At 48.1% G+C, this 19,427-nt stretch carries 25 protein-coding genes and 1 pseudogene; 24 read left to right on the forward strand and 2 right to left on the reverse strand.

Annotation, left to right across the window (positions count from 1 at the left end):
- The first annotated feature begins 188 nt into the window (after positions 1-188).
- The 10 genes from N186_RS07620 to N186_RS09550 all read left to right on the forward strand — a co-directional run bounded on the left by N186_RS07620 (position 189) and on the right by N186_RS09550 (position 7,868).
- Entirely contained in the window at positions 189-1,025 is an 837-nt protein-coding gene (locus N186_RS07620; protein WP_020963218.1) for a geranylgeranylglycerol-phosphate geranylgeranyltransferase, read from the forward strand.
- A gap of 4 nt (positions 1,026-1,029) precedes the next feature.
- Positions 1,030-1,623: a diacylglycerol/polyprenol kinase family protein gene (locus N186_RS07625; protein ID WP_020963219.1), complete on the forward strand. Its 594-nt coding sequence runs from the start codon at positions 1,030-1,032 to the stop codon at positions 1,621-1,623.
- Between the two features lie 263 nt (positions 1,624-1,886).
- Entirely contained in the window at positions 1,887-2,417 is a 531-nt protein-coding gene (locus N186_RS07630) for a PaREP1 family protein (RefSeq protein WP_020963220.1), read from the forward strand.
- A 165-nt stretch (positions 2,418-2,582) separates the two neighbouring features.
- Positions 2,583-3,368, forward strand: a complete 786-nt coding sequence (gene hepT / locus N186_RS07635) for a type VII toxin-antitoxin system HepT family RNase toxin (RefSeq protein WP_020963221.1) — start codon at positions 2,583-2,585, stop codon at positions 3,366-3,368.
- A gap of 235 nt (positions 3,369-3,603) precedes the next feature.
- Positions 3,604-4,005 (forward strand): hypothetical protein, encoded by a 402-nt coding sequence (locus N186_RS07640; RefSeq protein ID WP_020963222.1) that lies wholly within the window; start codon positions 3,604-3,606, stop codon positions 4,003-4,005.
- Between the two features lie 325 nt (positions 4,006-4,330).
- Entirely contained in the window at positions 4,331-5,449 is a 1,119-nt protein-coding gene (locus tag N186_RS07645) for an AAA family ATPase (RefSeq protein ID WP_020963223.1), read from the forward strand.
- A gap of 3 nt (positions 5,450-5,452) precedes the next feature.
- Entirely contained in the window at positions 5,453-6,133 is a 681-nt protein-coding gene (locus N186_RS07650; protein ID WP_020963224.1) for a DUF3226 domain-containing protein, read from the forward strand.
- A gap of 127 nt (positions 6,134-6,260) precedes the next feature.
- Complete coding sequence (locus N186_RS07655; RefSeq protein ID WP_020963225.1) at positions 6,261-7,277, forward strand: ATP-binding protein; 1,017 nt, start codon at positions 6,261-6,263, stop codon at positions 7,275-7,277.
- A gap of 276 nt (positions 7,278-7,553) precedes the next feature.
- Positions 7,554-7,685, forward strand: a complete 132-nt coding sequence (locus tag N186_RS09920; protein ID WP_420804549.1) for a DUF433 domain-containing protein — start codon at positions 7,554-7,556, stop codon at positions 7,683-7,685.
- Positions 7,686-7,718: 33 nt separating this feature from the next.
- Complete coding sequence (locus N186_RS09550) at positions 7,719-7,868, forward strand: DUF2283 domain-containing protein (RefSeq protein ID WP_020963226.1); 150 nt, start codon at positions 7,719-7,721, stop codon at positions 7,866-7,868.
- A gap of 403 nt (positions 7,869-8,271) precedes the next feature.
- On the opposite strand, the gene N186_RS07660 is transcribed toward N186_RS09550, so the two are convergent.
- Entirely contained in the window at positions 8,272-9,162 is an 891-nt protein-coding gene (locus N186_RS07660; protein ID WP_052885563.1) for a coiled-coil domain-containing protein, read from the reverse strand.
- 314 nt (positions 9,163-9,476) lie between these two features.
- On the opposite strand from N186_RS07660, the gene N186_RS07670 reads away from it, so the two are divergent.
- The gene (locus tag N186_RS07670) at positions 9,477-9,974 is read left to right on the forward strand and encodes a PaREP1 family protein (protein ID WP_020963229.1); all 498 of its coding nucleotides are present in this window, start codon (positions 9,477-9,479) and stop codon (positions 9,972-9,974) included.
- Positions 9,975-10,261: 287 nt separating this feature from the next.
- On the opposite strand, the gene N186_RS07675 is transcribed toward N186_RS07670, so the two are convergent.
- Entirely contained in the window at positions 10,262-10,912 is a 651-nt protein-coding gene (locus tag N186_RS07675; RefSeq protein WP_020963230.1) for a PD-(D/E)XK nuclease family protein, read from the reverse strand.
- A 262-nt stretch (positions 10,913-11,174) separates the two neighbouring features.
- On the opposite strand from N186_RS07675, the pseudogene N186_RS09925 reads away from it, so the two are divergent.
- The 13 genes and pseudogenes from N186_RS09925 to N186_RS07730 form a co-directional block, all read left to right on the forward strand.
- Positions 11,175-11,294: pseudogene (locus N186_RS09925) on the forward strand (ATP-binding protein); the annotation flags it as partial.
- 214 nt (positions 11,295-11,508) lie between these two features.
- Complete coding sequence (locus N186_RS07680) at positions 11,509-11,826, forward strand: hypothetical protein (RefSeq protein WP_020963231.1); 318 nt, start codon at positions 11,509-11,511, stop codon at positions 11,824-11,826.
- 265 nt (positions 11,827-12,091) lie between these two features.
- Positions 12,092-13,162, forward strand: a complete 1,071-nt coding sequence (locus N186_RS07685; RefSeq protein ID WP_020963232.1) for a glucose-1-phosphate thymidylyltransferase — start codon at positions 12,092-12,094, stop codon at positions 13,160-13,162.
- A complete protein-coding gene (rfbB, locus tag N186_RS07690; protein ID WP_020963233.1) occupies positions 13,159-14,160 on the forward strand; it encodes a dTDP-glucose 4,6-dehydratase in 1,002 nt (333 codons plus the stop codon). Before N186_RS07685 ends, rfbB begins: the two co-directional genes overlap by 4 nt.
- Positions 14,157-15,053 carry a dTDP-4-dehydrorhamnose reductase gene (gene rfbD, locus N186_RS07695; protein ID WP_020963234.1) on the forward strand — a complete coding sequence of 299 codons (897 nt, stop codon included), beginning with the start codon at positions 14,157-14,159 and terminating at the stop codon, positions 15,051-15,053. Before rfbB ends, rfbD begins: the two co-directional genes overlap by 4 nt.
- Entirely contained in the window at positions 15,053-15,583 is a 531-nt protein-coding gene (locus tag N186_RS07700) for a polysaccharide biosynthesis C-terminal domain-containing protein (protein WP_020963235.1), read from the forward strand. Before rfbD ends, N186_RS07700 begins: the two co-directional genes overlap by 1 nt.
- Positions 15,584-15,784: 201 nt before the next feature.
- A complete protein-coding gene (locus tag N186_RS07705; protein WP_020963236.1) occupies positions 15,785-16,186 on the forward strand; it encodes a hypothetical protein in 402 nt (133 codons plus the stop codon).
- Between the two features lie 3 nt (positions 16,187-16,189).
- Positions 16,190-16,363, forward strand: coding sequence for a hypothetical protein (locus N186_RS09755; RefSeq protein WP_020963237.1), 174 nt, complete (start codon positions 16,190-16,192; stop codon positions 16,361-16,363).
- Between the two features lie 86 nt (positions 16,364-16,449).
- Positions 16,450-16,686 (forward strand): hypothetical protein, encoded by a 237-nt coding sequence (locus tag N186_RS07710; RefSeq protein ID WP_020963238.1) that lies wholly within the window; start codon positions 16,450-16,452, stop codon positions 16,684-16,686.
- Between the two features lie 46 nt (positions 16,687-16,732).
- Positions 16,733-17,101 (forward strand): hypothetical protein, encoded by a 369-nt coding sequence (locus N186_RS07715; RefSeq protein WP_020963239.1) that lies wholly within the window; start codon positions 16,733-16,735, stop codon positions 17,099-17,101.
- Positions 17,094-17,528 carry a hypothetical protein gene (locus N186_RS07720; RefSeq protein ID WP_020963240.1) on the forward strand — a complete coding sequence of 145 codons (435 nt, stop codon included), beginning with the start codon at positions 17,094-17,096 and terminating at the stop codon, positions 17,526-17,528. The genes N186_RS07715 and N186_RS07720 overlap by 8 nt, the downstream gene beginning before the upstream one ends.
- A 98-nt stretch (positions 17,529-17,626) precedes the next feature.
- Positions 17,627-18,103, forward strand: coding sequence for a hypothetical protein (locus N186_RS07725; protein ID WP_338065612.1), 477 nt, complete (start codon positions 17,627-17,629; stop codon positions 18,101-18,103).
- 66 nt (positions 18,104-18,169) lie between these two features.
- Positions 18,170-19,312: a glycosyltransferase family 2 protein gene (locus N186_RS07730; protein ID WP_020963242.1), complete on the forward strand. Its 1,143-nt coding sequence runs from the start codon at positions 18,170-18,172 to the stop codon at positions 19,310-19,312.
- The last annotated feature ends 115 nt before the right edge of the window (positions 19,313-19,427 follow it).

Genomic DNA, 19,427 nt, shown 5'->3' on the forward strand with positions numbered 1-19,427 from the left:
CCAAAAGCCCTAAGCTCCCTCAACACGACGACATATCAAAATCTAAAAAGCCCTGAGAAAATCTCTAAAACTTTTATCTTTTAAGTCCCCTAATGAACTTCTTTCGCTGACAGAACCACTGTATTCTTACCCTTAATCCAATGGAAAGAAAGCTTTTTGACTATATGCTGAAGTAATAAAAGGGATTCATGGACAGATCAACTCGTACCATACTTGGGGCGATCGACCTTCTTCGTCCTGGAAACTGCCTAATAATCGGTTTCGCCGCCCTAGTGGGCTACACGATTGGAGGAGGAAGCGACCCCTTAAAAGCGTCTCTACTGTTTCTGGGCGCCGCCATGCTTGGAGCCTGGGGGAACATTATAAACGACTTTTTCGACTTGGAGGTCGACAAGGTAAATAAGCCTTGGAGACCGTTGGCCAGAGGCATAATCACTCCACGGCAAGGTCTAACATTAGGGCTTCTTCTCGCCTCCCTTGGGATCGCCTCAAGCATATCCGTGTCACTGGTGTGCGGGGCCCTAGCAGTAGCTAGTTTCCTCTTACTTTTCATTTACTCGTGGAGAGCCAAGAGTAGTGGTCTCCCAGGAAATATCCTAGTATCTCTCCTTTCTGCCCTAAACATCATTTATGGAGGAGTTGCATCTCCAAAACCACAGCTATCAATTCTCCCAAGCATCTACGCATTCACGATTATTCTTGGACGAGAACTCGCGAAAAGCCTAGAAGACATAAAGGGCGACGCCGAGGCCGGCATAAAGACAATAGCCGTCCAACATGGTCCCAGGACGGCCATACAGGCGAGCGGAGCTGTCCTTCTAGCCCTTGTAGCAATAAGCCCCCTCCCGGCACTCTTCCTCGGCTACAGCACGAGATACCTCGCCCTCGCCCTTCTAGGCGTAGACCTGCCGATACTCTACTCACTACGACTGCTATGGAGGAACCCAGTAGCCAATGCATGGAGAGCCACCAGGATACTGAAAATCCCCCTATTTATGGGTCTACTCGCATTCCTCCTCGGGTGAAACCATGAAAAGCGAAGTCTCAGCAGAGCTCAAGAGGAAAAGCATACATGTAATACCAGGCTTCCTAGCATACCCAGTAATCATCTGGATAGGCAGGCTAGCGGGGGTCATCATCTCTGCATTCTTCCTCCTACTCTACACCCTCAACGAGATATCCCTAAGGAAAGGCCTCAACATTAAAGTCCCAATAGCATACGACACCTACAAGATAATGGCCCGCCCAGAAGAAAGACAAGGCAGATACTTCACAGGCACAATCTACTTCTGGCTCCTAACCCTCATCACAATAATCCTCCTAGAACCCCGTCGCGCAGTAGCGGCAATAATGATATCAAGCCTCGGAGACGCGGCCGCCGCGATAACAGGAAAAGCAATAGATGGACCAAGATGGCCATTCAACAAGAGAAAGACACTTTCCGGATCCCTAGCAATGCTAGCTACAAGCATATCTTCCTGCCTCATAGTTGGCCTACAGCTCCCAACCTCACTCCTAGCGTCACTGACAGCTACAGCCATTGAAGCCTCTACCAGAACCTCTGTACTAGACGAGCTCACAGTCCCCCTGGCACTACTCCTAATCCTACTATTCTCCCCATAAACCCATCTCACACCTCTCTGCAACTAATTTTCGTAAAAACCACTGCGACCCTTGATTAAGGTTAAGTAAGACCTAGAGAAATTCAATTGAGAAAAATAACTAGTGGATGTTTATAATCATTTAATACATCCCGAGAAAAGTCAGCGTCTATATAGATGCAATCACCTTTAAAAGGCATTTAGAGAAAGCCTTAATTTGGAAAATCAAAAAGCCTAATCCCTAGCCAGCTTTTTAAGTCTGAAAGCAATTTATAATGTTAGAATATGGCAGTTGTGGTCCCCAGGAGGATCGCTGAGGAGCTCCAGAAGAGAGGCATCGACGCAGAGTCACTCATAATTGACTATCTTGCAAGGCTACTACAACTAGACCCCGAAGCAACGGCCCAGTCCCACCTCGAACTAGCATTAAGATATCTAGAAGAGGGAAAAAGGCTCATAGAGAAAGATCCCGCCCAGTCAAGCGAAAAACTCTACAAAGCGGCAGAAGAGTCCGTCAAAGCCCTTGCAACATACCTTAACCTCAAAGAAATCCTCGAAGACGTCGAGAAAAATGGAAGATGGAGCATTGCTAGACTCGAAAAAGCCGTAGTAAAAATCTCACAGAAACTAGGATCCCAGTTCAGGTCATGGTGGGACACCGCATGGGCATTACACGTCTGGGGCTTCCACGAGGCAAAACTTGACACAGAAGACGTAAGAATGAGACTCCTTGACATCGAGAGCATAGTTCTGGAGGCACAAAAAATAATCGAGGGTGACAAGCAAACTACGAAACCAATGCGCAGAAACCAGTAAAGAGTCTAAAATAACTAAATCACATAGATAGCGCACTCCAACATGCCACCACACGAAAAGACCACACAAAGACACTTTCAAAATCTAAATACACAAATTTGGGTTTTGTTCTTTTAGGTAGATTTTAATAACTGTGCGAACCACTTGAACCATAGGTTTCATTCCGTGGATGTTTTCGAGAGAATCAAGAAGCAGTTCAGCCTAGTGGAGGAACTCGTAGAAGAGATGGAAACAGAAAACAGTTATAGGGGACTAGAGAGGCTAATCCAGCTAACCATACAGGCCCCTCTCGATCTTGGTCTAATGGTAATTTCTGCTCTGGGACGCCAGAGGCCTAGAGCATATTCCGAGATAGGCTACATTTTGAGGGATCTCGGGATCCTAGATGAAGAGGACGCCTCCAAGCTGAGGTCTATGGCTGGTCTAAGAAACATCCTTGTACGTGCCTATGCAGACGTTGGCAGGGAAAAGGTATCTACCTTTGCAGAGAGGCTCAAAACAGATGCTCCAAGAATAGCTTCCATAATAATGAGACGCCTCGAAACCAAGCCCATAGACCCCCTAAGCGAAGACACGGACTCGCTAGTGGAAAAGCTGAGGCAAGTGTTGAAGGGCAGAGTTGCCATTGCCCTCCTCTACGGCGGCAGGACAAAGGGCTACATACTAAAAGGAGACTACGACATAGCAGTCCTCATGGAGCCACGATGCGATCTCTACAAGCTCGGAGAGCTAGCCGTAGACATAGCCGAGGCACTCGGAGTCCCCGAAGAAAAGGTAGACATCGTCTGCCTCGATTCCCTGTCCCCAGAACACGCCTTAGAGGCTCTAGACGGGAAGCCAATAATCGTGGAAAGCCCTGCCCAACTATTCGAGTTAAAGCACAGGGTCATGATCCAGCTACTAGACCTCGAAGAAGACATGAAAACTATCGAAAACTTAGTTACAAAATAGTTCTTTTCTCCACTTTTCCTCCTAAAGCTTGGCTTTTCACAAAAGAATTCACACTTCGCCTCTCACAACTTACCCAAGGATAAGCTACACCTTAGCCACTTCTCCAAAAGCTTCCAGGGTGCGCGCGCTCCATCGATACATATATGTCTCAGAGGACAAAAAACAGGGTAAGACTAAACCTATGAATGAAGCCACCTAGAAAAAATTTATAATTTCCTAAATAGTTTCAGCTTGTATGCCGTCCTCTACCTCTGCGCCTGTGCCTCCAACGCTTTCTCAGATCCAAATCACGCCTAGCCTCGTTTCCGCCGCCTACAAGCGTTCGCTGAGGTTCGGAGCCTTCTGGAGGCTCAGGCCGGAGGAGAGGGCAATCCTCCTTTTGGCTAGGAGGCTTAAAGCTATTAAAAGCCCAGCCCTACGCGAGGCAATACTCAGGATCCTCGAGAAAGTCTGGCCCTCCAAGGCAACAATGATAAAGGCCTATGAGGAGGGCCTAAAACTATTAGCCAAAAAGATCCAGCTGGCGCTCGCTATTGGAGCTGTACAAGTAGCTGAAGCCCTTAGGAGGGCGACCCATGGCATAGTCCTGGCGCTAGGTTACTCCTATCAAAACACACCCCTATTCTACAGAGGTTAAGCATGGGGGTAAAGAGATAAAGTTCACTGCACATGCCGAAGAAAAGCTCAAACGATTAAAGAACCTAGGAGTTACAAAGGAGAAAATACTAAAAGTCCTTAGCAATCGGGGTACTCAAAGATATTCTCGAGGAAATCATCAAAGCCCCAAAAAGAGAAATTGTAGAAATAACTTAGAACGAGACCATCACATCTGAAGAACCATAACGCCCTTTGGATTCCCAATTTCTACGCGCTGTCTTCATCAAGATCGACACCAGTAGAATCAGCTTTGGCACGTCCAAACGCAGAATTCTTAAAAACCAGCCAAACAAACTAAACACAAAGTGTCCAAATTGATAGAGTCAATCACAATCAAAAACCTAAGAGGAATCAAGCAATGCACAGTAAACAACCTAACAGACATAAATATCTTTATAGGTAAAAACGGCGCAGGCAAATCCACAATACTAGAAGCAATCTACCTCGCCTCGTCCTGGGCAGAGCCAGAAGACCAAATAAGAGACATGCCAAAACACGAATATGTCATATCAAGGAGAGGTGGCAGAGGAAAATGGACAACTTACAAACATACACTCTGGTTCAACAAAAAAACCGATGAAGAGATCGAGATAAACTTCAACTTCAAATCCCAAAACAAACCAAACGAGTTGATATTTAAGCTTCCATACATGTATAATCCTTCAAAAGTTGACTCTCCTGTATTAATTGAAGTTTCACGGCAGAGAATCCCTGAAATTGCTGAATACCACCACGCCCGAAAGCTATATCTCTCTAGCACCGGCGATGCATGGAACCCTAAAACAAAAACTAGCTACAAAACCAGCCTCAAGGAAAAAGTTCTTTCATTTGCCGCGGAAGAGATAACGTACCTTGAAAACGCAGTTCTACTCGATAACAGGTTCACGGTGAGCCAGCTCGAGCAAAAGGTGTGGGGAAAGATATTCGACAAGAGGCTTGACAAAGAAATACTAGAATTTATACGAGAGGAATACGAGCCCACAGCTGAAAGTATCCTCTATAAGCCAAGTGGTGAAGGCTTTGTACTCGCGTTCGCCCTGCCACAAACAACAGTAGAAATAGACTCTCTGGGAGACGGCGCAAGAATGGCGATACTATACGCGTCCCCCCTACTCCTAGCAAGCGACACAGCCGTCCTAATAGAAGACCCCGAGGCACACCAGCACCCCGGAGGCCTAGCTACATTCACGAGGTTCGCATTCAAAACGGCGAAAAAGCAACGCCTACAGCTGTTCATCACGACACATAGTATCGAGCTCTTAAACATCGCAAAAGAAATCTCAAAAGAGCTGGGCCTAGGCCTGAGAATCTATTACATGGAGAGAGGCAAAGACGGCTACGTAGACGTACGAGCCATAGAGGAGCCGGACCTTGAAACCCTCCAGAAAATAGGACTAGACCCAAGAATGCTCCACATACTATAAGCTATGCATATACTCCAGCTAAAGCCCCACCAGGAATCCTTCTACAAAGTGATACATGACAAGATTAAAGGCCTAGACGCAATCGTCCTATGCGAGGGCGCAAGCGACACAGAAGTAGCAAAAAAGATCCTCCGAAAAATAGAGAAAAAACTACCGAAAACCGACAAGCAGCCAGTTATCGCCTTCACAGACGCGGAGGGAAAAGAAAACATCCCACTCCTAGCCAGTGCCCTGCTCTTGCTCTCAAAACTCTCGAGAAAACTCAAGGCAATCGTTGTAATAATTGACGCGGACGAGGACACAGCTGAAAAAAGAACAAGAAGCCTAGTCGACAGCATACTCTCGCGCAAAGGAGACCTCCAGCTCCAGCTATCAGGCACCAAAAGAGACAACACGTCTAGCCAAGTCTTCATGTCCAACATACATGTAAACGGGAGAAAAATAAGACTCATAATCGCCGTAAACGGCGACCCAGGACTACGCTTAACCAAGCACACTCTTGAAGACCACTGCATTAACCTCATGGAACTATCCGTCCCAAAAGGAGCAACAAACGCCAAACAAATAGTCAACGACATAGCACTGTGTCTAGACAAAATAGACAAAACAGATCCACAAACAATATGCAGATCTTTTACACACATCTGCCGCGCACTAGAACTACTATACACAGAAACCACATAAACAACCCAGCCAAAACAAAACAATCAAAGAGCCCTGACGCGTCCCAGCAAGCAAACACATAGCGAAAGGCCTAAGAAAGGCCATCTCAAGACATACATAAAAGTCGCATGCCAACGGGTTCCCATATATGCGAAGAGTCAAGCTCCGACTCGCTGGTCTACTCGTCGAGTTCACAGACAGAGAAAAAGCGCTAGCCCAAGTCCAAGAGTGGGCTGAAAGAGGCACAATCCAGCCTATAGTCATTTTTGGCCCCGAGGGATGCGGCAAAACAGCGCTCCTACGCCAGGCCTCCCACGTACTTAAAGATGCCGGCTACACAGTCTTCCACCTCTACCCACTTGACCGAATATTCGAGGCAGACATCGAGGAGCCAGACATAAGGAAAGCCTTCCTAGACCTAGCCCAGAGAGCTCTCTCAGAAGACTCCCTTGGTAGGGTAGCCTGGGCAGTGTTCGACTTTATACGTGAAGCCCTCAAGAGAAAAAAGAGAAAGATCGCTGTCCTGGCGGACGACGTCTTCCAGGTCATTGGGGTTCAAAACGCCGCGGCATACGTCAAGGGGCTACTAAACATGATAGAGCACCCACTCTATGACTACGAAAACATCGTAGCAATTGTGGCGACAAGCGAAGGCGTTTCCAGGAGAGAGATAGCCAAGCATCTCTGGGCAAATCTAATGCCTATCTGGAACATGCCTAAAAACGGCTTCCAAGAAATCTACGAGAAACTACCCCACCCCAAGCCAGACTACGAGAAAGCATGGAGCCTGACAGGCGGCAACCCCAGGATACTCTCAATCCTCTACGAGAAAAAATGGGACTCCAACACAACTGTAGGCGAGCTCGCCTCAAAAAAGCGGCTAACAGCCTTTATACTCTCGCTAAACCCGCAAGAGCGGGAATGGCTAGCCGAGGCAACAGAGGACCCAGACAAACTCTTCACAAGAGAAAAGCTACCACTCCTCGACAAACTTGTTGACCTCAACCTCATCGTAGACACCCTGGCATCTAGAGACCCACAACTCTGGGTCGACCAGCCCCCACCAGAGAAAGACCCACAGCTAGGCATAGGCAGACACATTGCCTGGCAGACGCCCCTACACAGGGAAGCAGTCAAAAAAGCACTAGAAGAATTTGCACGGTGAAAACAGGATATGTTTCCAAATAGCCATGCTGACCCCTAATTAAATGGGGAAATAGACATGAAGTCGGAAAATGAAAGTTGATGCAAGAGGGAAACCCCATTGCATAGAAAGCTGAGTCATTCTCTGGACACTAGACATATAGCATCATCAGATGCAACAGGTTTTTTAAAATGTTGTAATACTTTACAGTATAGGGGTCAAGTGGAGGACTGAAAGAGTAGAATAACGGTAGACCCTGAAATACTGGTCAGAAAACCAATAATCAAGGGCACAAGAATACCTGTAGAGCTCATCCTAGACCTACTCGCAAACGGCTGGACAACCGAGGAAATCCTCGATAACTACCCCCAGCTCAAAAAGGAGGACATAACCGCGGCTTTAAGCGCGCGCACGCGCGATTATAAGTAAACGCGTGGAAAGAGGTAGGTAGGTGGAGGCAAGATGAGGGTAAACTACGACCCAGAAGCAGACATACTATACATAATAATCAGGGAGGGTCCAATAAAGGACACTGTAGAGGCGGACGACGACGTGTTAATTGAGATTGCAGAGGACGGAAACGTGGCTGGAATAGAGATATGGAATGCCTAGAAAAATCTCCTAGAACCAATCGTGAAAGTGTTCTCCGCAAAGATTAGAAAATCTCTTGAAGCAACTACGAGGCAGTAGACAATGGCTGAATTACATAGGAGCTTGTGCAATAGTTGCAGGGGCATGTCTATAGGCAGGTAGGCTTTGGAGAACCCCGTGAAAGATTTGGCTGAATTGCCTTCGCAGAAGCGTTAAAGAATGGATAGCACAGCGCCCCCATAGACGCTTGATGACAAGGAGGTCATAGCCGCACTATCGCTAATATTATACCTCGCCTCGAGCCAAAGATAACTGGTCCACAAAAGACGAGACTTTCTAGAGTATCCCCTTCGCCCCTCTATTCTAACCCGCGAAACGAATTATTCCTTCACATGCTTCTTCGAGTATGTCCGGAGAAAACGCTCTAGGGGCTTAGTGGCCATTCCTGGAGTTTTCTCATTTTTGGCTCGACGAAGACTATCTTGAAGACTAGGGCCCCGATTCTTAGCTTGGCGGCGTAGTCGAGGAGCTCTTTTCTGCCGGACACTGTGTATTCTTTTTCCATTATTTCGGCTATGTCCTCGAGCTCCCTTATGTCGTCCATGGTGAATGTGTCTGGGTCCTTGTTTAGTAGCTCTCTGAGCCTGTTCTCTACCTCTTTAGTGTAGTACTTCGACCTTGAGCCGGGGATCATTCCCCTGAGAGCGACTAGAAGCGTTAACGCCTCAGTCCTGCTTACTACGCCTTTTTCCTCCAGGACCTTCAATAGGAGCTCGTTGAAGCCGAAGATTCCCTTCTCGAGCTTGTCCAGCCTGGTACTTACGCCATCAATTTTACTGTCGACTTCACCAAGCTTGGCTTGCAGGCTCTTTGTTGTGGTCTCGAGAATCCCCAGTCTAGCGTATATATCCTTTACATCCTCCTCGATACCTGCCAGCCTGCTTTCCACGTTCCTTAACCTGGCGTCCATATTTTTCACCGTTGTCTCAACTCCTGTAAGCTTGTTTTCCACGCTCCCTAATCTAGTATTTATCTCCCTTACAGTATTCTCAACATCTGTAAGCCTCTTCTCCATGTTTTCCAACCTAGCTTCGTGGGCTTCCAGCCTTGTCTCCACGCCTTTAAGCCTGGAATCCATGCTCTTCACAGTTGTCTCGAGGCCCGCCAGCCTAGTATCATGGGCATCCAGCCTCGCTTCTACCTCTTTGAACCTAGCGTCAATTTTTCCAAACTGTTTTGCAAGCCAGTATCCTAGGCTGGCTGACGAAGAAGCTATCGAGAGTAGGATAACAGCCATGTTGATTACATCGTCCACGCCACGCCCCCTTAAATTATGGCTCCAAGGCTTATAAGGATTTCACACAGGAGGCCCGCAAAGCTGTAGGCAAATTTTGGCCATACCCTAGCAAAAGTATCGTAAATGAGACGACCCGCAATCTTAACTAGGAAAGGTCCTTGCCGAAAACAACGAATCGCGTTAAGGGAAGGGGCCAATATCTTTAAATTGGAAGGCCCCTGTCTACTTTCTACCAAAAATCTATAAACAAATATACTGAAAGCTGAAGAATCAAGCATTGTCGGTAGCCTTTAATTCAAAATATATGATTCACTAGATAGTGATAAAGGATTATGAGCCTGACGATTCCTAGAAGACTAGCTGAGGATCCCAAGAGGAGAAACCTGGACCCAGAGCCCCTTGTAGTCGATTTTCTAGTCAGTATGCTGGAACCCGACCCCCACGCAGCCGCAGAGTCCCACCTAGAACTAGCTGTGAGATACCTAGAAGAGGGAAAGAATCTCATCGACACGGACCCCGTCCAGGCCAGTGAAAAACTCTACAAGGTCGCGGAGGAGGCCGTCAAGGCGCTCACAACACACTTCAACTTAAAGGATATCCTTGAAGATGTAGAGAAGAGTGGAACCTGGAGCCTCGGGAAGCTCGAGAAGGCCGTTCTAAGCATATCCGACAAGGTGGGCGACTGGTTCAGATCCTCATGGGACACTGCGTGGGCGCTCCACGTCTGGGGCTTCCACGAGGCAAAATTCGACGCCGAAGATGTCAGGAGGAGGTTGCCGAGCATCGATAGAATGGTTACAGAAGCCCAGAGGATCGCCGAAAAGAAGTAGCGCGCGCCAAAAAGGTCTAGAAGCACGGAGCATTAAAGAGCTAGAGGCAAACAGACTCATCCCAGCGAAAAAACCAACAGCCAAAGCACAGCGCTCACTCTCCACAACCACGAGCCAACACCGGGGAGACGTAGAGCTACACGCAAACAAAACGGCCCTCCAGTACAGCGAGTCAACACACGCTTAAGCCTTCCTTATTAGCGCACGCTCTTACGTAAAACACACGTGAAAGCGCTTCAAGAATAGTCCTCCCATGCGAAAATACGCTGATAACACAAACACGTCGCCTACTCTATTATGCTTCCGCATATAACCTCTATACCCAGCTGTCTAGCCCTATCATAAGCCTCCTTATCAACGTTCACGGCGACCAAAAACACCCCGCTCACGCTCTTCGCCAAGTATTTCTCGACAGCCCTCACCTTCTCGTAAAGAGCCTCGACATGGTCCAGCTCAGCCCTAGACTTCACCTCCACCAAGTAGAGCTTCCCATCCCTAACAGAGACATCTATGTCAACAATCCTCCCCCTCACCCCAGTAATGCTCCCATCCCTATCCGTAAACCTCAGCTTTTCCACCTTGCCAGGCTCGATCCCCCTTTTTTCTAGCTCCTCCCTGAATATCTCAAGCACCATCCTCTCAAGATCCTCCCCCCACCCCCTTCCCATGCTCCCAATGGTAACCTCAACCCTCATACTTAACTTGTTGAAGTCCTCCCTAAGCTTCTTCATCTCAGCGTTAAAGTCTCCTCTCAGCTTACTCATCTCGGTGTTGAAGTCTTCCCTAAACTTCTTTATTTCGTTGACTACCTTGTTGAATTTCCTGTCATGCCTCTCCAGCCTCCTCAGGACATCGCCGTACCCAAGCTTCCCGGCTACCATCAGCCTGAACTCCCTATCCTCGTCTAGAAGCCTTAGAAACTCCCCCCTCAGGTTCACACGAAAAAATAGGATCGAGAGATACAAAAACACACCACTGATAGCAACCTTAAACCCTTCCGAAAGTTCCACTCGCCTATCACACCGCCTCAAACATCCAATACTGAAAACAAAGAAAAAGCCCCAACAAATCGGAGACCCCTCACACCTCCATGAATACACATACACCTCAGAGGACCATAATTACCATCAGAAGAGGCTTACATGATAACATCCCTTCCAAGAAAACTCAGCCACATGCAACAAATCAGGCAGAACGTGCCTCTGGGTCGACGAGCCACCACCCGAAAGGAACCTAGACCTCGGCATCGGCAAGCACATAGCCCAGCAAACAACAATACACAGAGAAGCGGTCAAAAAGGCGCTAGAGAATGCTGAGTAAAAAACCTGAAACCGTGCACACAGTGCCTAGAGCCTAGGCGCGCACTATTCCCAGGGACAGTGCCGTGGCTAGTGCTAGGAGGAGTTGCCAGCAGGTTTTTTCTCCTTTTCGTGAGCTCTTAGGCTATCGAGTTGCGTGCTAAAAGCATGGGATGTGAAGAGTCATCCACCTCAGTCATACTTATATATTGACTTACTGTAACATCTTGTTGGGCATGTCTATAGGCAGGCAGCTCTTAGAGGAGCTTAGGAGAGACGAGGAACTTAGGAGGAATTTGGCTGAGGAGCTCCTGCCCGAGGTCCTAAGACACAGAGACCTCAGAAAGGCAATGCTCCTAGCATTATCTAGAGAGATGGCCACAAAGGAGGACATAGAAGAGCTGAAATCCTACGTAGACGCGAGGATCAACGATGTAAATAGGAGGATAAGCGACCTCTACGTCGTCGTCAAGGCATCCCGGGTCGCCATCATAGCTACACTAATCTCAACAATACTTGTACCACTCATACTGAGAATCCTCTTCCACTCCTAACCACCGCTAACACTTATCCCTGCAAATCACATCAGTAAAGCCTAACAACGAAACCAGGCAACCTTCCCAGACCTCCCAACAGTGAATAGCCCCAAATAACAAAAAACTCTAGGCATGCAACGCTCTGCCCAGAGCAAGAACAAGGTGCACTATAGAGAGCAATAAAAGTTTCTATTCAATAATCGTATGGCTATTCGAAGAATTAAAACTTCGCATCATAGAAAAACTCAAAACATTTATTATTATGGCTTAGATATTTTCCCCTATGAAGGGCGTCGTTCTCCACGGGGGCCTAGGCACACGTCTCCGACCCCTAACGCACACAGGGCCCAAACAGCTTCTCCGTATTGCTGGAAAGCCTGTCTCACAGTGGGTCCTAGAAGACCTACGGGAAGCAGGAGTACGGGACGTCGCAATCATACTTGGAAACCTAGCTCCCGAGAGGGTCGTAGAGTACTATGGGGACGGCTCCTGGCTAGGCTTGAACCTCACCTACATCTACCAGGGATACCCCTACGGCCTTGCACACGCAGTATACCTTGCAAGGGACTTCGTGGGTGACGAGCCTTTCGTCGTCTACCTCGGGGACAACGTGATACTCGAGGGCATAACACACTTCGCCAAAAAGTTCGAGGAAACCGATGCAGAGGCAATGGTCCTCCTGACAGAGGTAGAGAACCCCCAGCGCTTCGGCGTAGCCAAGTTCCAGGACGGGAGGCTTGTAGGCTTCATCGAGAAGCCAAAGATACCGCCAAGCACCCTAGCACTCGTCGGCATATACTTCTTTAGGTCCCCAAAGGTCTTCGGGGTCATCGAGTCCCTAAGGCCGAGCTGGAGGGGCGAGCTAGAGATAACAGACGCGCTCCAGGGGCTCATCGATAGGGGACTCAAGGTCGAGTACGGCGTGATCAGGGGCTGGTGGAAAGACACGGGGACTCCACAAGACATATTGGAGGCCAACAGGCTTCTCCTAGACGCGAAGTACAGGGAAAAAGTGGTCAAAGGCCAGGTTCAGGCTTCAAGCGTAGAGGGCAGGGTCTACATAGAGGAGGGCGCGGCCATTAGGAACAGCACGGTAAGGGGACCCGCATTCATAGGCTCGGGCACAGTCATCGAGGACTCCTACATTGGTCCCTACACGAGCATAGGCAGAAACTGCAAGTTCACACGGGTAGAGGCAGAGAACAGCGTATTCATGGACGGGGTCCAGCTAGAAGACATACCAGAAAGGATCACAGACAGCATTATAGGCGCAGAGGCAATAATCAGAAGCAATTCTTCAAAGCCCAAAGGCCTAAAACTAATAGTCGGAGAAAAATCAGTGATCGAGATATGAGGCTACTCGTTACCGGCGGGGCAGGCTTCATGGGCTCAAACTTTGTACACTACATCTATGCCTCGCGCCCAGACGCAGAGATCCTCGTATACGACAAGTTCACCTACGCCGGCAGAATAGAGAACCTAAAAGAGCTGGACACCTCGAGGGTCAAGATAGTTAAGGGAGACATCCTAGACCAAGAAAAATTCACTGAGACCCTTAAAGCTTTCCAGCCAGACTACGTTGTACACTTTGCCGCCGAAACCCACGTAGACAGGAGCATAAAGGACCCTTCCATATTCATAGACGTAAACGTCAAGGGCGTATACATTATACTCGAGGCTCTACGCAGACACGACGGCCCCAAGCTCATACACATATCCACAGACGAGGTATACGGAGACATATCAGGCGAACCAGTAACAGAGGAAGCCCCCTTCAAGCCCAGTAGCCCATACAGCGCCAGCAAGGCGTCCGGAGACCTCCTCTGCCAAGCATACTGGAGAACATACAGCCTACCCGTAAGGATAGTCCGGCCCTCCAACAACTATGGGCCCAGACAGTTCCCAGAAAAACTAATACCCAAAACAATCCTACGCGCACTGAACGGTTTGCCGATACCAGTCTATGGCGACGGCTCCCAGGAGAGGGACTGGCTCTACGTCGAAGACTTCTCCAGGGGCCTGGAAACAATAATACTCAGAGGCAGAGACGGCGAGGCATACAACCTCCCAGGACTAAACCCCAAAACAAACATCCAAGTCATACAAGACATACTCACGCTCCTCGGCAAGCCCCACAGTCTCATAACATTCGTCCCAGACAGGCCCGGACACGACAAGAGATACGCGATGAGGGGAGACAAGGTACTCAGCCTAGGCTGGAAGCCCCAGACACCCTGGCTAGACGGGCTCAGAAAAACAATCGAATGGTACAAGGCAAACGAGTGGTGGTGGAGGCCCCTCCTAGGAGACGAGTTCTTCTCAAAAGACACTCCCTGGGGTGGGACAAGATGAGGGTACTCGTTACTGGTGGAAGCGGGCTACTAGGCTCAGTCCTAGTAGAAATGCTTGCACAGAACGGCCACAGCGTTATTGCCACGTATAATGCCCACGAGCCTAGACAAATACAGGGCGTAAAATGGGTCAAGATAGACATCTCTAGGGGCTATTTGCTCGAGGACCTCGCATGGAAAGAGAAGCCCCACGCAATAATACACAGCGCCGCCATGACAGACGTAGACAAGTGCGAGATAGAAAAAGAAAAGGCATGGAAAACAAACGTAGAAGCAACCAGGAGCGCCGTGAGGGCCGCCAGGGCCGTAAACGCCCACATAATATACATATCAACAGACTACGTCTTTGACGGAGAAAAGGGAAACTACGGGGAAGAAGACCTCCCAGCCCCAGTCAACTACTACGGACTCACAAAGCTCGTAGCAGAAGAAATAGTCAGGACAAGCGACGTCCTATACACAATCGTAAGGCCCAGCGCCATATACGGCCTAGGCGGTAGCAAGAAAAGCTTCGCAGAATACGCCGCAGACAAGCTCACAAGGGGAGAAGAAGTCCCAGCACTCGTAGACCAATACGTATCCCCAACATACAACAGGTACCTAGCTTCTGCGATACTCAAGATACTCGACACGCGTCCCCTCGGCACAATCCACGTGGCGGGACAAAGGACAAACAGGTACGAATTCGCCCTAACAATAGCCGACATACTCGGCGCCCCAAAAAACCTAGTCAAACCAGCAAAAACCCAGGACATGAAGCACTGGCTGGCCAGGAGGCCAAGAGACTCCAGCCTAGACACCTCAAAGGCAAACAGGCTACTAGGATATACACACGAAAATAATAAAGCCCTCCAAGACTTCGTAAAAGAGTACCTCGAAAAGAGGCGTCCCTGATGGCACTAAAAAACGTTAGGGAGCTAGCCCTCCCAGGAGCAAAACTCGCAGAACTAGAACGCTTCGTAGACGAGCGAGGTCTCTTCCACGAGCTAATCCGCGCCGACTGGGATCAGCTGCTAGGCGACGACAAGCTCCTACAGGCAAATCTCTCAGTAACATTCCCAGGAATAGTAAGGGCCTGGCACCGCCACCTAAGAGGCCAAGTAGACTACTTCTTCGTAGCCAGGGGATACGCAAAGATATGCGCATACGACGACACCACACAAGCCCTGCTAGAAGTAGTCCTAAGCGGAGACAAGCCACAAATACTACGCATACCCGGACACTACTGGCACGGCTTCAAGGCAATAGGCCAAGAACCAGTCTACCTAATATACTTCGTAAACAAGCTATACGACTACCAAAACCCAGACGAAGAAAGACGCCCATGGAACGACCCACAAATAGTCCCCAACACAATCAACGGCAAAAAAGACGACCCACGAACAGGCAAACCATGGGACTGGTTCCACCCACCACACAAATAAAAAACACCCAAAGAGCCACAAATCCTCCTATAACAAAAATATTTTTCACAAGCCCGAAGCACCCACCATAGAGAACAGGAAAAACAACCAGCAGTAAACATCTCCAGCAATGAAAATGCATCGACGCGCGCCTACAAAAAGATAAATAACCGGCCAAAAAAGGCATAAAATTTATATATTTTTTCTCAATTACCCACACGTATGTCGCCCTCTTCCTCTGCGCCTGTGCCTCCAACGCCTCCAGCGATACAAATATCTCCACAGCTCGTTTCCGCCGCCTACAAGCGCGCACTACGCTACGGAGCCTACTGGAGGCTCAGACCAGAGGAGAGGGCGCTCCTTTTCCTCGCCAGGAGGCTTAAAGCTATTAAAAGCCCAGCCCTACGCGAGGCAATACTCAGGATCCTCGAGAAAGTCTGGCCCTCCAAGGCAACAATGATAAAGGCCTATGAAGAGGGCCTTAGACTGTTAGCCAAAAAGATACAGCTAGCCCTAGTAATAGGCGCAACACACATAGCAGAGGCACTCAAAAAAGCCAGCCTGGACACAATCAAGATACTAGGAATACAGTACATAAACACACCACTATTCTACAGAGGCTAGGAGATGAACGTGCGAGAGCCAGACACGCCACTCATACCTCTTGAGAAGCAAGAAGAAGAGAGCAACAGAAGCCGTAGCAAGATGAAGCCATGTATAGGGGCTACTACCTCCACGTCCTCGGCTCCAAGCGCTAAGTCTGGGGACAAAGTCGTCAAGAAAGGATCCTTGCACGTGTGATTGCCAGGGGATCATAAAGAAAGACTTAAGCGAATCAAGGGTCAGCGATAAAAATATAAGAGTAGTCAAAGTTCAATATCGAAGCCATGAGCAAGACTGTTTCCATTAGTGTCCCCGAGGACATCTGGATTCTCATATCAAAAGACGAGCTACTTAGAAAGGCCATGGAGCGTATTGCTGTCGAAGAATTCAAAAAACTCCTACTAAAGTACTTTGTAGCAGAAGAGATCGCCGGAGCCGTGAATGAAAACGAAATAGCCAGAATAGATGAAGAGCTAAAGGAAAAAATTTGGGGAGAATTAAAACAAAAATGGAACTTCTGATTGACAGTAGCAAAGTAATATCAGCAGTGGTAGCGCGTGCATACTTATGAATACTGATCCTGAAAGAATTACGAAAGGACTCGCTCCTTTAATTGAGTTACTGAAAATTCTTGGCAAAATAATTCGACAAATTGCCGAGTATGAAGAATCAGAAGGACAAAGTCTCGACAATGCACTCAACGAGCTTTTTAAACCCGAAAATCTGGCTAAACTTTCAAAAGAGCTTCCTATCGAAGTATTTGGTAGCTTTATGGCATCCATGGTGAGATTTTCAGTGCTTTATAGCAAGCTCGTAAACTTTGGCTCACTAAGTCCAGAGGAAAAGAAACAAATTGCTGTTGAGTTGGAAGAAATAGCAGCAAGCTGGGAGAAATTCGTTCAAAAACTGCAAGAGATCAAAGATAAAAATGAGTAGTAATAGAATAGAAATCTCAATACGAAGCCTCCCCATTGTAAAAGACTGGAGCCAAATGGCTCTTTCACTTTTCACTAAATTCAACTTTACCCAATTGCTCACAACTCTTATGCAACAAGTTCTACCTCGGCTCATTCATCCCCAGAAAATCCAAGGCATAACAATATCCAGCTCTCCCAACATCGGTCCCTACATACTCATCGAGCTTGACCTAAATGCCAGCGAAGCATTCAAGATATGGGAAAACCTTGCAGACACACTATACCCTCAAACAAGGGTGCCAGTATTCGTTGTCTGGAAAGGCGAAATGGATCTAAGCCCGTCTGACTTTGGAAAAAGACTGGCAGAAATACTCGCCAAGATGAACACATCCCTCTTCACACTAACCCACCCCGTCGACCTCACAAAAGAACTCAGCGAGGAATGAGCTCCGCCTGCTACCTAGACGCCAACATAATAATCGCGCTGCTTTTCCCTACAGACGCCCACCACAAAAACTCATTAGAAAGAGTATACCATCTCAACATGCAGGGAACAAGACTTGTAACATCAACTTATGCCCTCGTCGAGGTAACAAGAAACACTCTACACACATTAAGTCAACTCGAGCAAGGCAAATACATATTCGCCGAGCCCCTGCCCCAATACATACGGCTCCTCCAAAACCTCAACCCAAACCAACGCTGCGAGGCCCTTCTCAACTATATCATTTCCTACATTAAAAACGGCTTCCACATCGAAGTAATCGAACAGGAATACCTCTACGAAATAGAAACAACCAACAATACAAAAATAGCCAAACTCTTCCACGAGGCCATAAAGCTCTCATGGATAAATATAAGGACAAAAGACCTACTCCACATAGCAATAGCCAACCTCCTAAAAACCCACGGAGTCAAATGCATCATCACAGCGGACAAAACCGACTTTGAGCCAATCAAGCAGACCCTAGAAAAAGACCTCGACCTAGAAGTAGAAATCCTAACCACACAACAATCATAAAAAATACCAGCATGGGGCCTCAAGGCAACCAGCAAAATACTTGTGAAATGGTCTATTAGGTAAAATATGAGTAGCGAGGAGCCAGACGTAACATTCATTTTTCCCTCAAAAAACGAGGAAAAAACAATCGCAGAAGTCATACAAAAAGCCCAAAAAGCCGCCCAGCAACTCGGCCTAACATACGAAATCATAGTCCCAGACAACTCCACAGACGCCACCCCACAAATAGCCACAAGCCTCGGAGCAAAAGTAGTCACACCAGACAAGCACGGCTACGGCTACGCCTACATATACGCCCTCAGGCACGCAAGGGGCAAATACATAGTCATGGCAGACGCAGACGGCACATACGACCTAGAAGAAGCACCAAAACTCCTACAGCCACTCCTCCAAAACGAGGCAGACATAGTCCTAGGAACACGCCTAAAAGGCAAAATAATGCCGGGCGCAATGCCATGGCTCCACAGGTACATAGGAAACCCCCTCCTAACATTCATCCTCAACAAGTTCTACGGAACAAACGTCTCCGACGCCCACACAGGCTTCAGGGCCGCCAAGAGACAGGCAATACAAAAACTAAACCTAAACACCCCAGGAATGGAGTTCGCCTCAGAACTCCTAGCAAAAGCCGCCTACCTAAAACTCCGCATAACAGAAGTCCCAATAACCTACTACCCACGCAGAGAAGGAACACAATCAAAGCTAAACAGCTTCCGTGACGGCTGGCGCCACCTAAAATACCTACTCATACTAGCCCCCAAGTTCCTCTACTACATCCCCGGCGCAGCCATGCTCATTACAGGCATCGCACTAATGCTAGCCTCAGTCCTACGTGCCAACCTCGGATACTCCCCAGGAATACACTCAGCCATACTAGGAAGCATGCTAACAATACTAGGAAACACCCTCACAGGACTCGGACTAATAGCAGACCTCCACCTAGCCAAAACAACCGGAAAACCCACAAGCAGAATCACCAACATACTCGTAAAACTCACAGTCGAAAAAACCCTAGCAATAGCCGCCACCCTCATCACGCTGGGACTACTTTACACACTCTACCTATTCGCCATATGGATACAATCAGGATACAGATATCTACCGCTACGAGGAGAAAACGCTTTAGCCCTAACACTTATCGTCCTAGGCGCCCAAACAGCGGCAACAGCACTAACAGCACATCTCATCCGGGCAGAACAACGAAACTAGCAAAAGTTCTCGGAGCCTGCCCAGAAATCTTAAATCTTGCAACAATAGTCAAAGAACTTGAACAACGAAACCTAGAATTTCTTCGTTCTCCACACTGGCTACCACTACTCCTACA

The organism is Thermofilum adornatum (assembly GCF_000446015.1).
GTDB classification, from domain to species: domain Archaea; phylum Thermoproteota; class Thermoprotei; order Thermofilales; family Thermofilaceae; genus Thermofilum; species Thermofilum adornatum.

Bases quoted from the DNA above. Each gene is read 5' to 3' on its own strand.
- N186_RS07710 (WP_020963238.1), top strand. From the start codon at position 16,450: ATGAGCAAGACTGTTTCCATTAGTGTCCCCGAGGACATCTGGATTCTC.
- N186_RS07720 (WP_020963240.1), top strand. From the start codon at position 17,094: ATGAGTAGTAATAGAATAGAAATCTCAATACGAAGCCTCCCCATTGTA.
- N186_RS07700 (WP_020963235.1), top strand. From the start codon at position 15,053: ATGGCACTAAAAAACGTTAGGGAGCTAGCCCTCCCAGGAGCAAAACTC.
- N186_RS09550 (WP_020963226.1), top strand. From the start codon at position 7,719: ATGAGGGTAAACTACGACCCAGAAGCAGACATACTATACATAATAATC.
- N186_RS07685 (WP_020963232.1), top strand. From the start codon at position 12,092: ATGAAGGGCGTCGTTCTCCACGGGGGCCTAGGCACACGTCTCCGACCC.
- N186_RS07680 (WP_020963231.1), top strand. From the start codon at position 11,509: ATGTCTATAGGCAGGCAGCTCTTAGAGGAGCTTAGGAGAGACGAGGAA.
- N186_RS07725 (WP_338065612.1), top strand. From the start codon at position 17,627: ATGCAGGGAACAAGACTTGTAACATCAACTTATGCCCTCGTCGAGGTA.
- N186_RS07730 (WP_020963242.1), top strand. From the start codon at position 18,170: ATGAGTAGCGAGGAGCCAGACGTAACATTCATTTTTCCCTCAAAAAAC.
- N186_RS07670 (WP_020963229.1), top strand. From the start codon at position 9,477: ATGAGCCTGACGATTCCTAGAAGACTAGCTGAGGATCCCAAGAGGAGA.
- N186_RS07625 (WP_020963219.1), top strand. From the start codon at position 1,030: ATGAAAAGCGAAGTCTCAGCAGAGCTCAAGAGGAAAAGCATACATGTA.
- N186_RS09755 (WP_020963237.1), top strand. From the start codon at position 16,190: ATGAACGTGCGAGAGCCAGACACGCCACTCATACCTCTTGAGAAGCAA.
- rfbD (WP_020963234.1), top strand. From the start codon at position 14,157: ATGAGGGTACTCGTTACTGGTGGAAGCGGGCTACTAGGCTCAGTCCTA.
- N186_RS07640 (WP_020963222.1), top strand. From the start codon at position 3,604: ATGCCGTCCTCTACCTCTGCGCCTGTGCCTCCAACGCTTTCTCAGATC.
- N186_RS07650 (WP_020963224.1), top strand. From the start codon at position 5,453: ATGCATATACTCCAGCTAAAGCCCCACCAGGAATCCTTCTACAAAGTG.
- N186_RS07705 (WP_020963236.1), top strand. From the start codon at position 15,785: ATGTCGCCCTCTTCCTCTGCGCCTGTGCCTCCAACGCCTCCAGCGATA.
- N186_RS07655 (WP_020963225.1), top strand. From the start codon at position 6,261: ATGCGAAGAGTCAAGCTCCGACTCGCTGGTCTACTCGTCGAGTTCACA.
- N186_RS07715 (WP_020963239.1), top strand. From the start codon at position 16,733: ATGAATACTGATCCTGAAAGAATTACGAAAGGACTCGCTCCTTTAATT.
- N186_RS07630 (WP_020963220.1), top strand. From the start codon at position 1,887: ATGGCAGTTGTGGTCCCCAGGAGGATCGCTGAGGAGCTCCAGAAGAGA.
- rfbB (WP_020963233.1), top strand. From the start codon at position 13,159: ATGAGGCTACTCGTTACCGGCGGGGCAGGCTTCATGGGCTCAAACTTT.
- N186_RS07620 (WP_020963218.1), top strand. From the start codon at position 189: ATGGACAGATCAACTCGTACCATACTTGGGGCGATCGACCTTCTTCGT.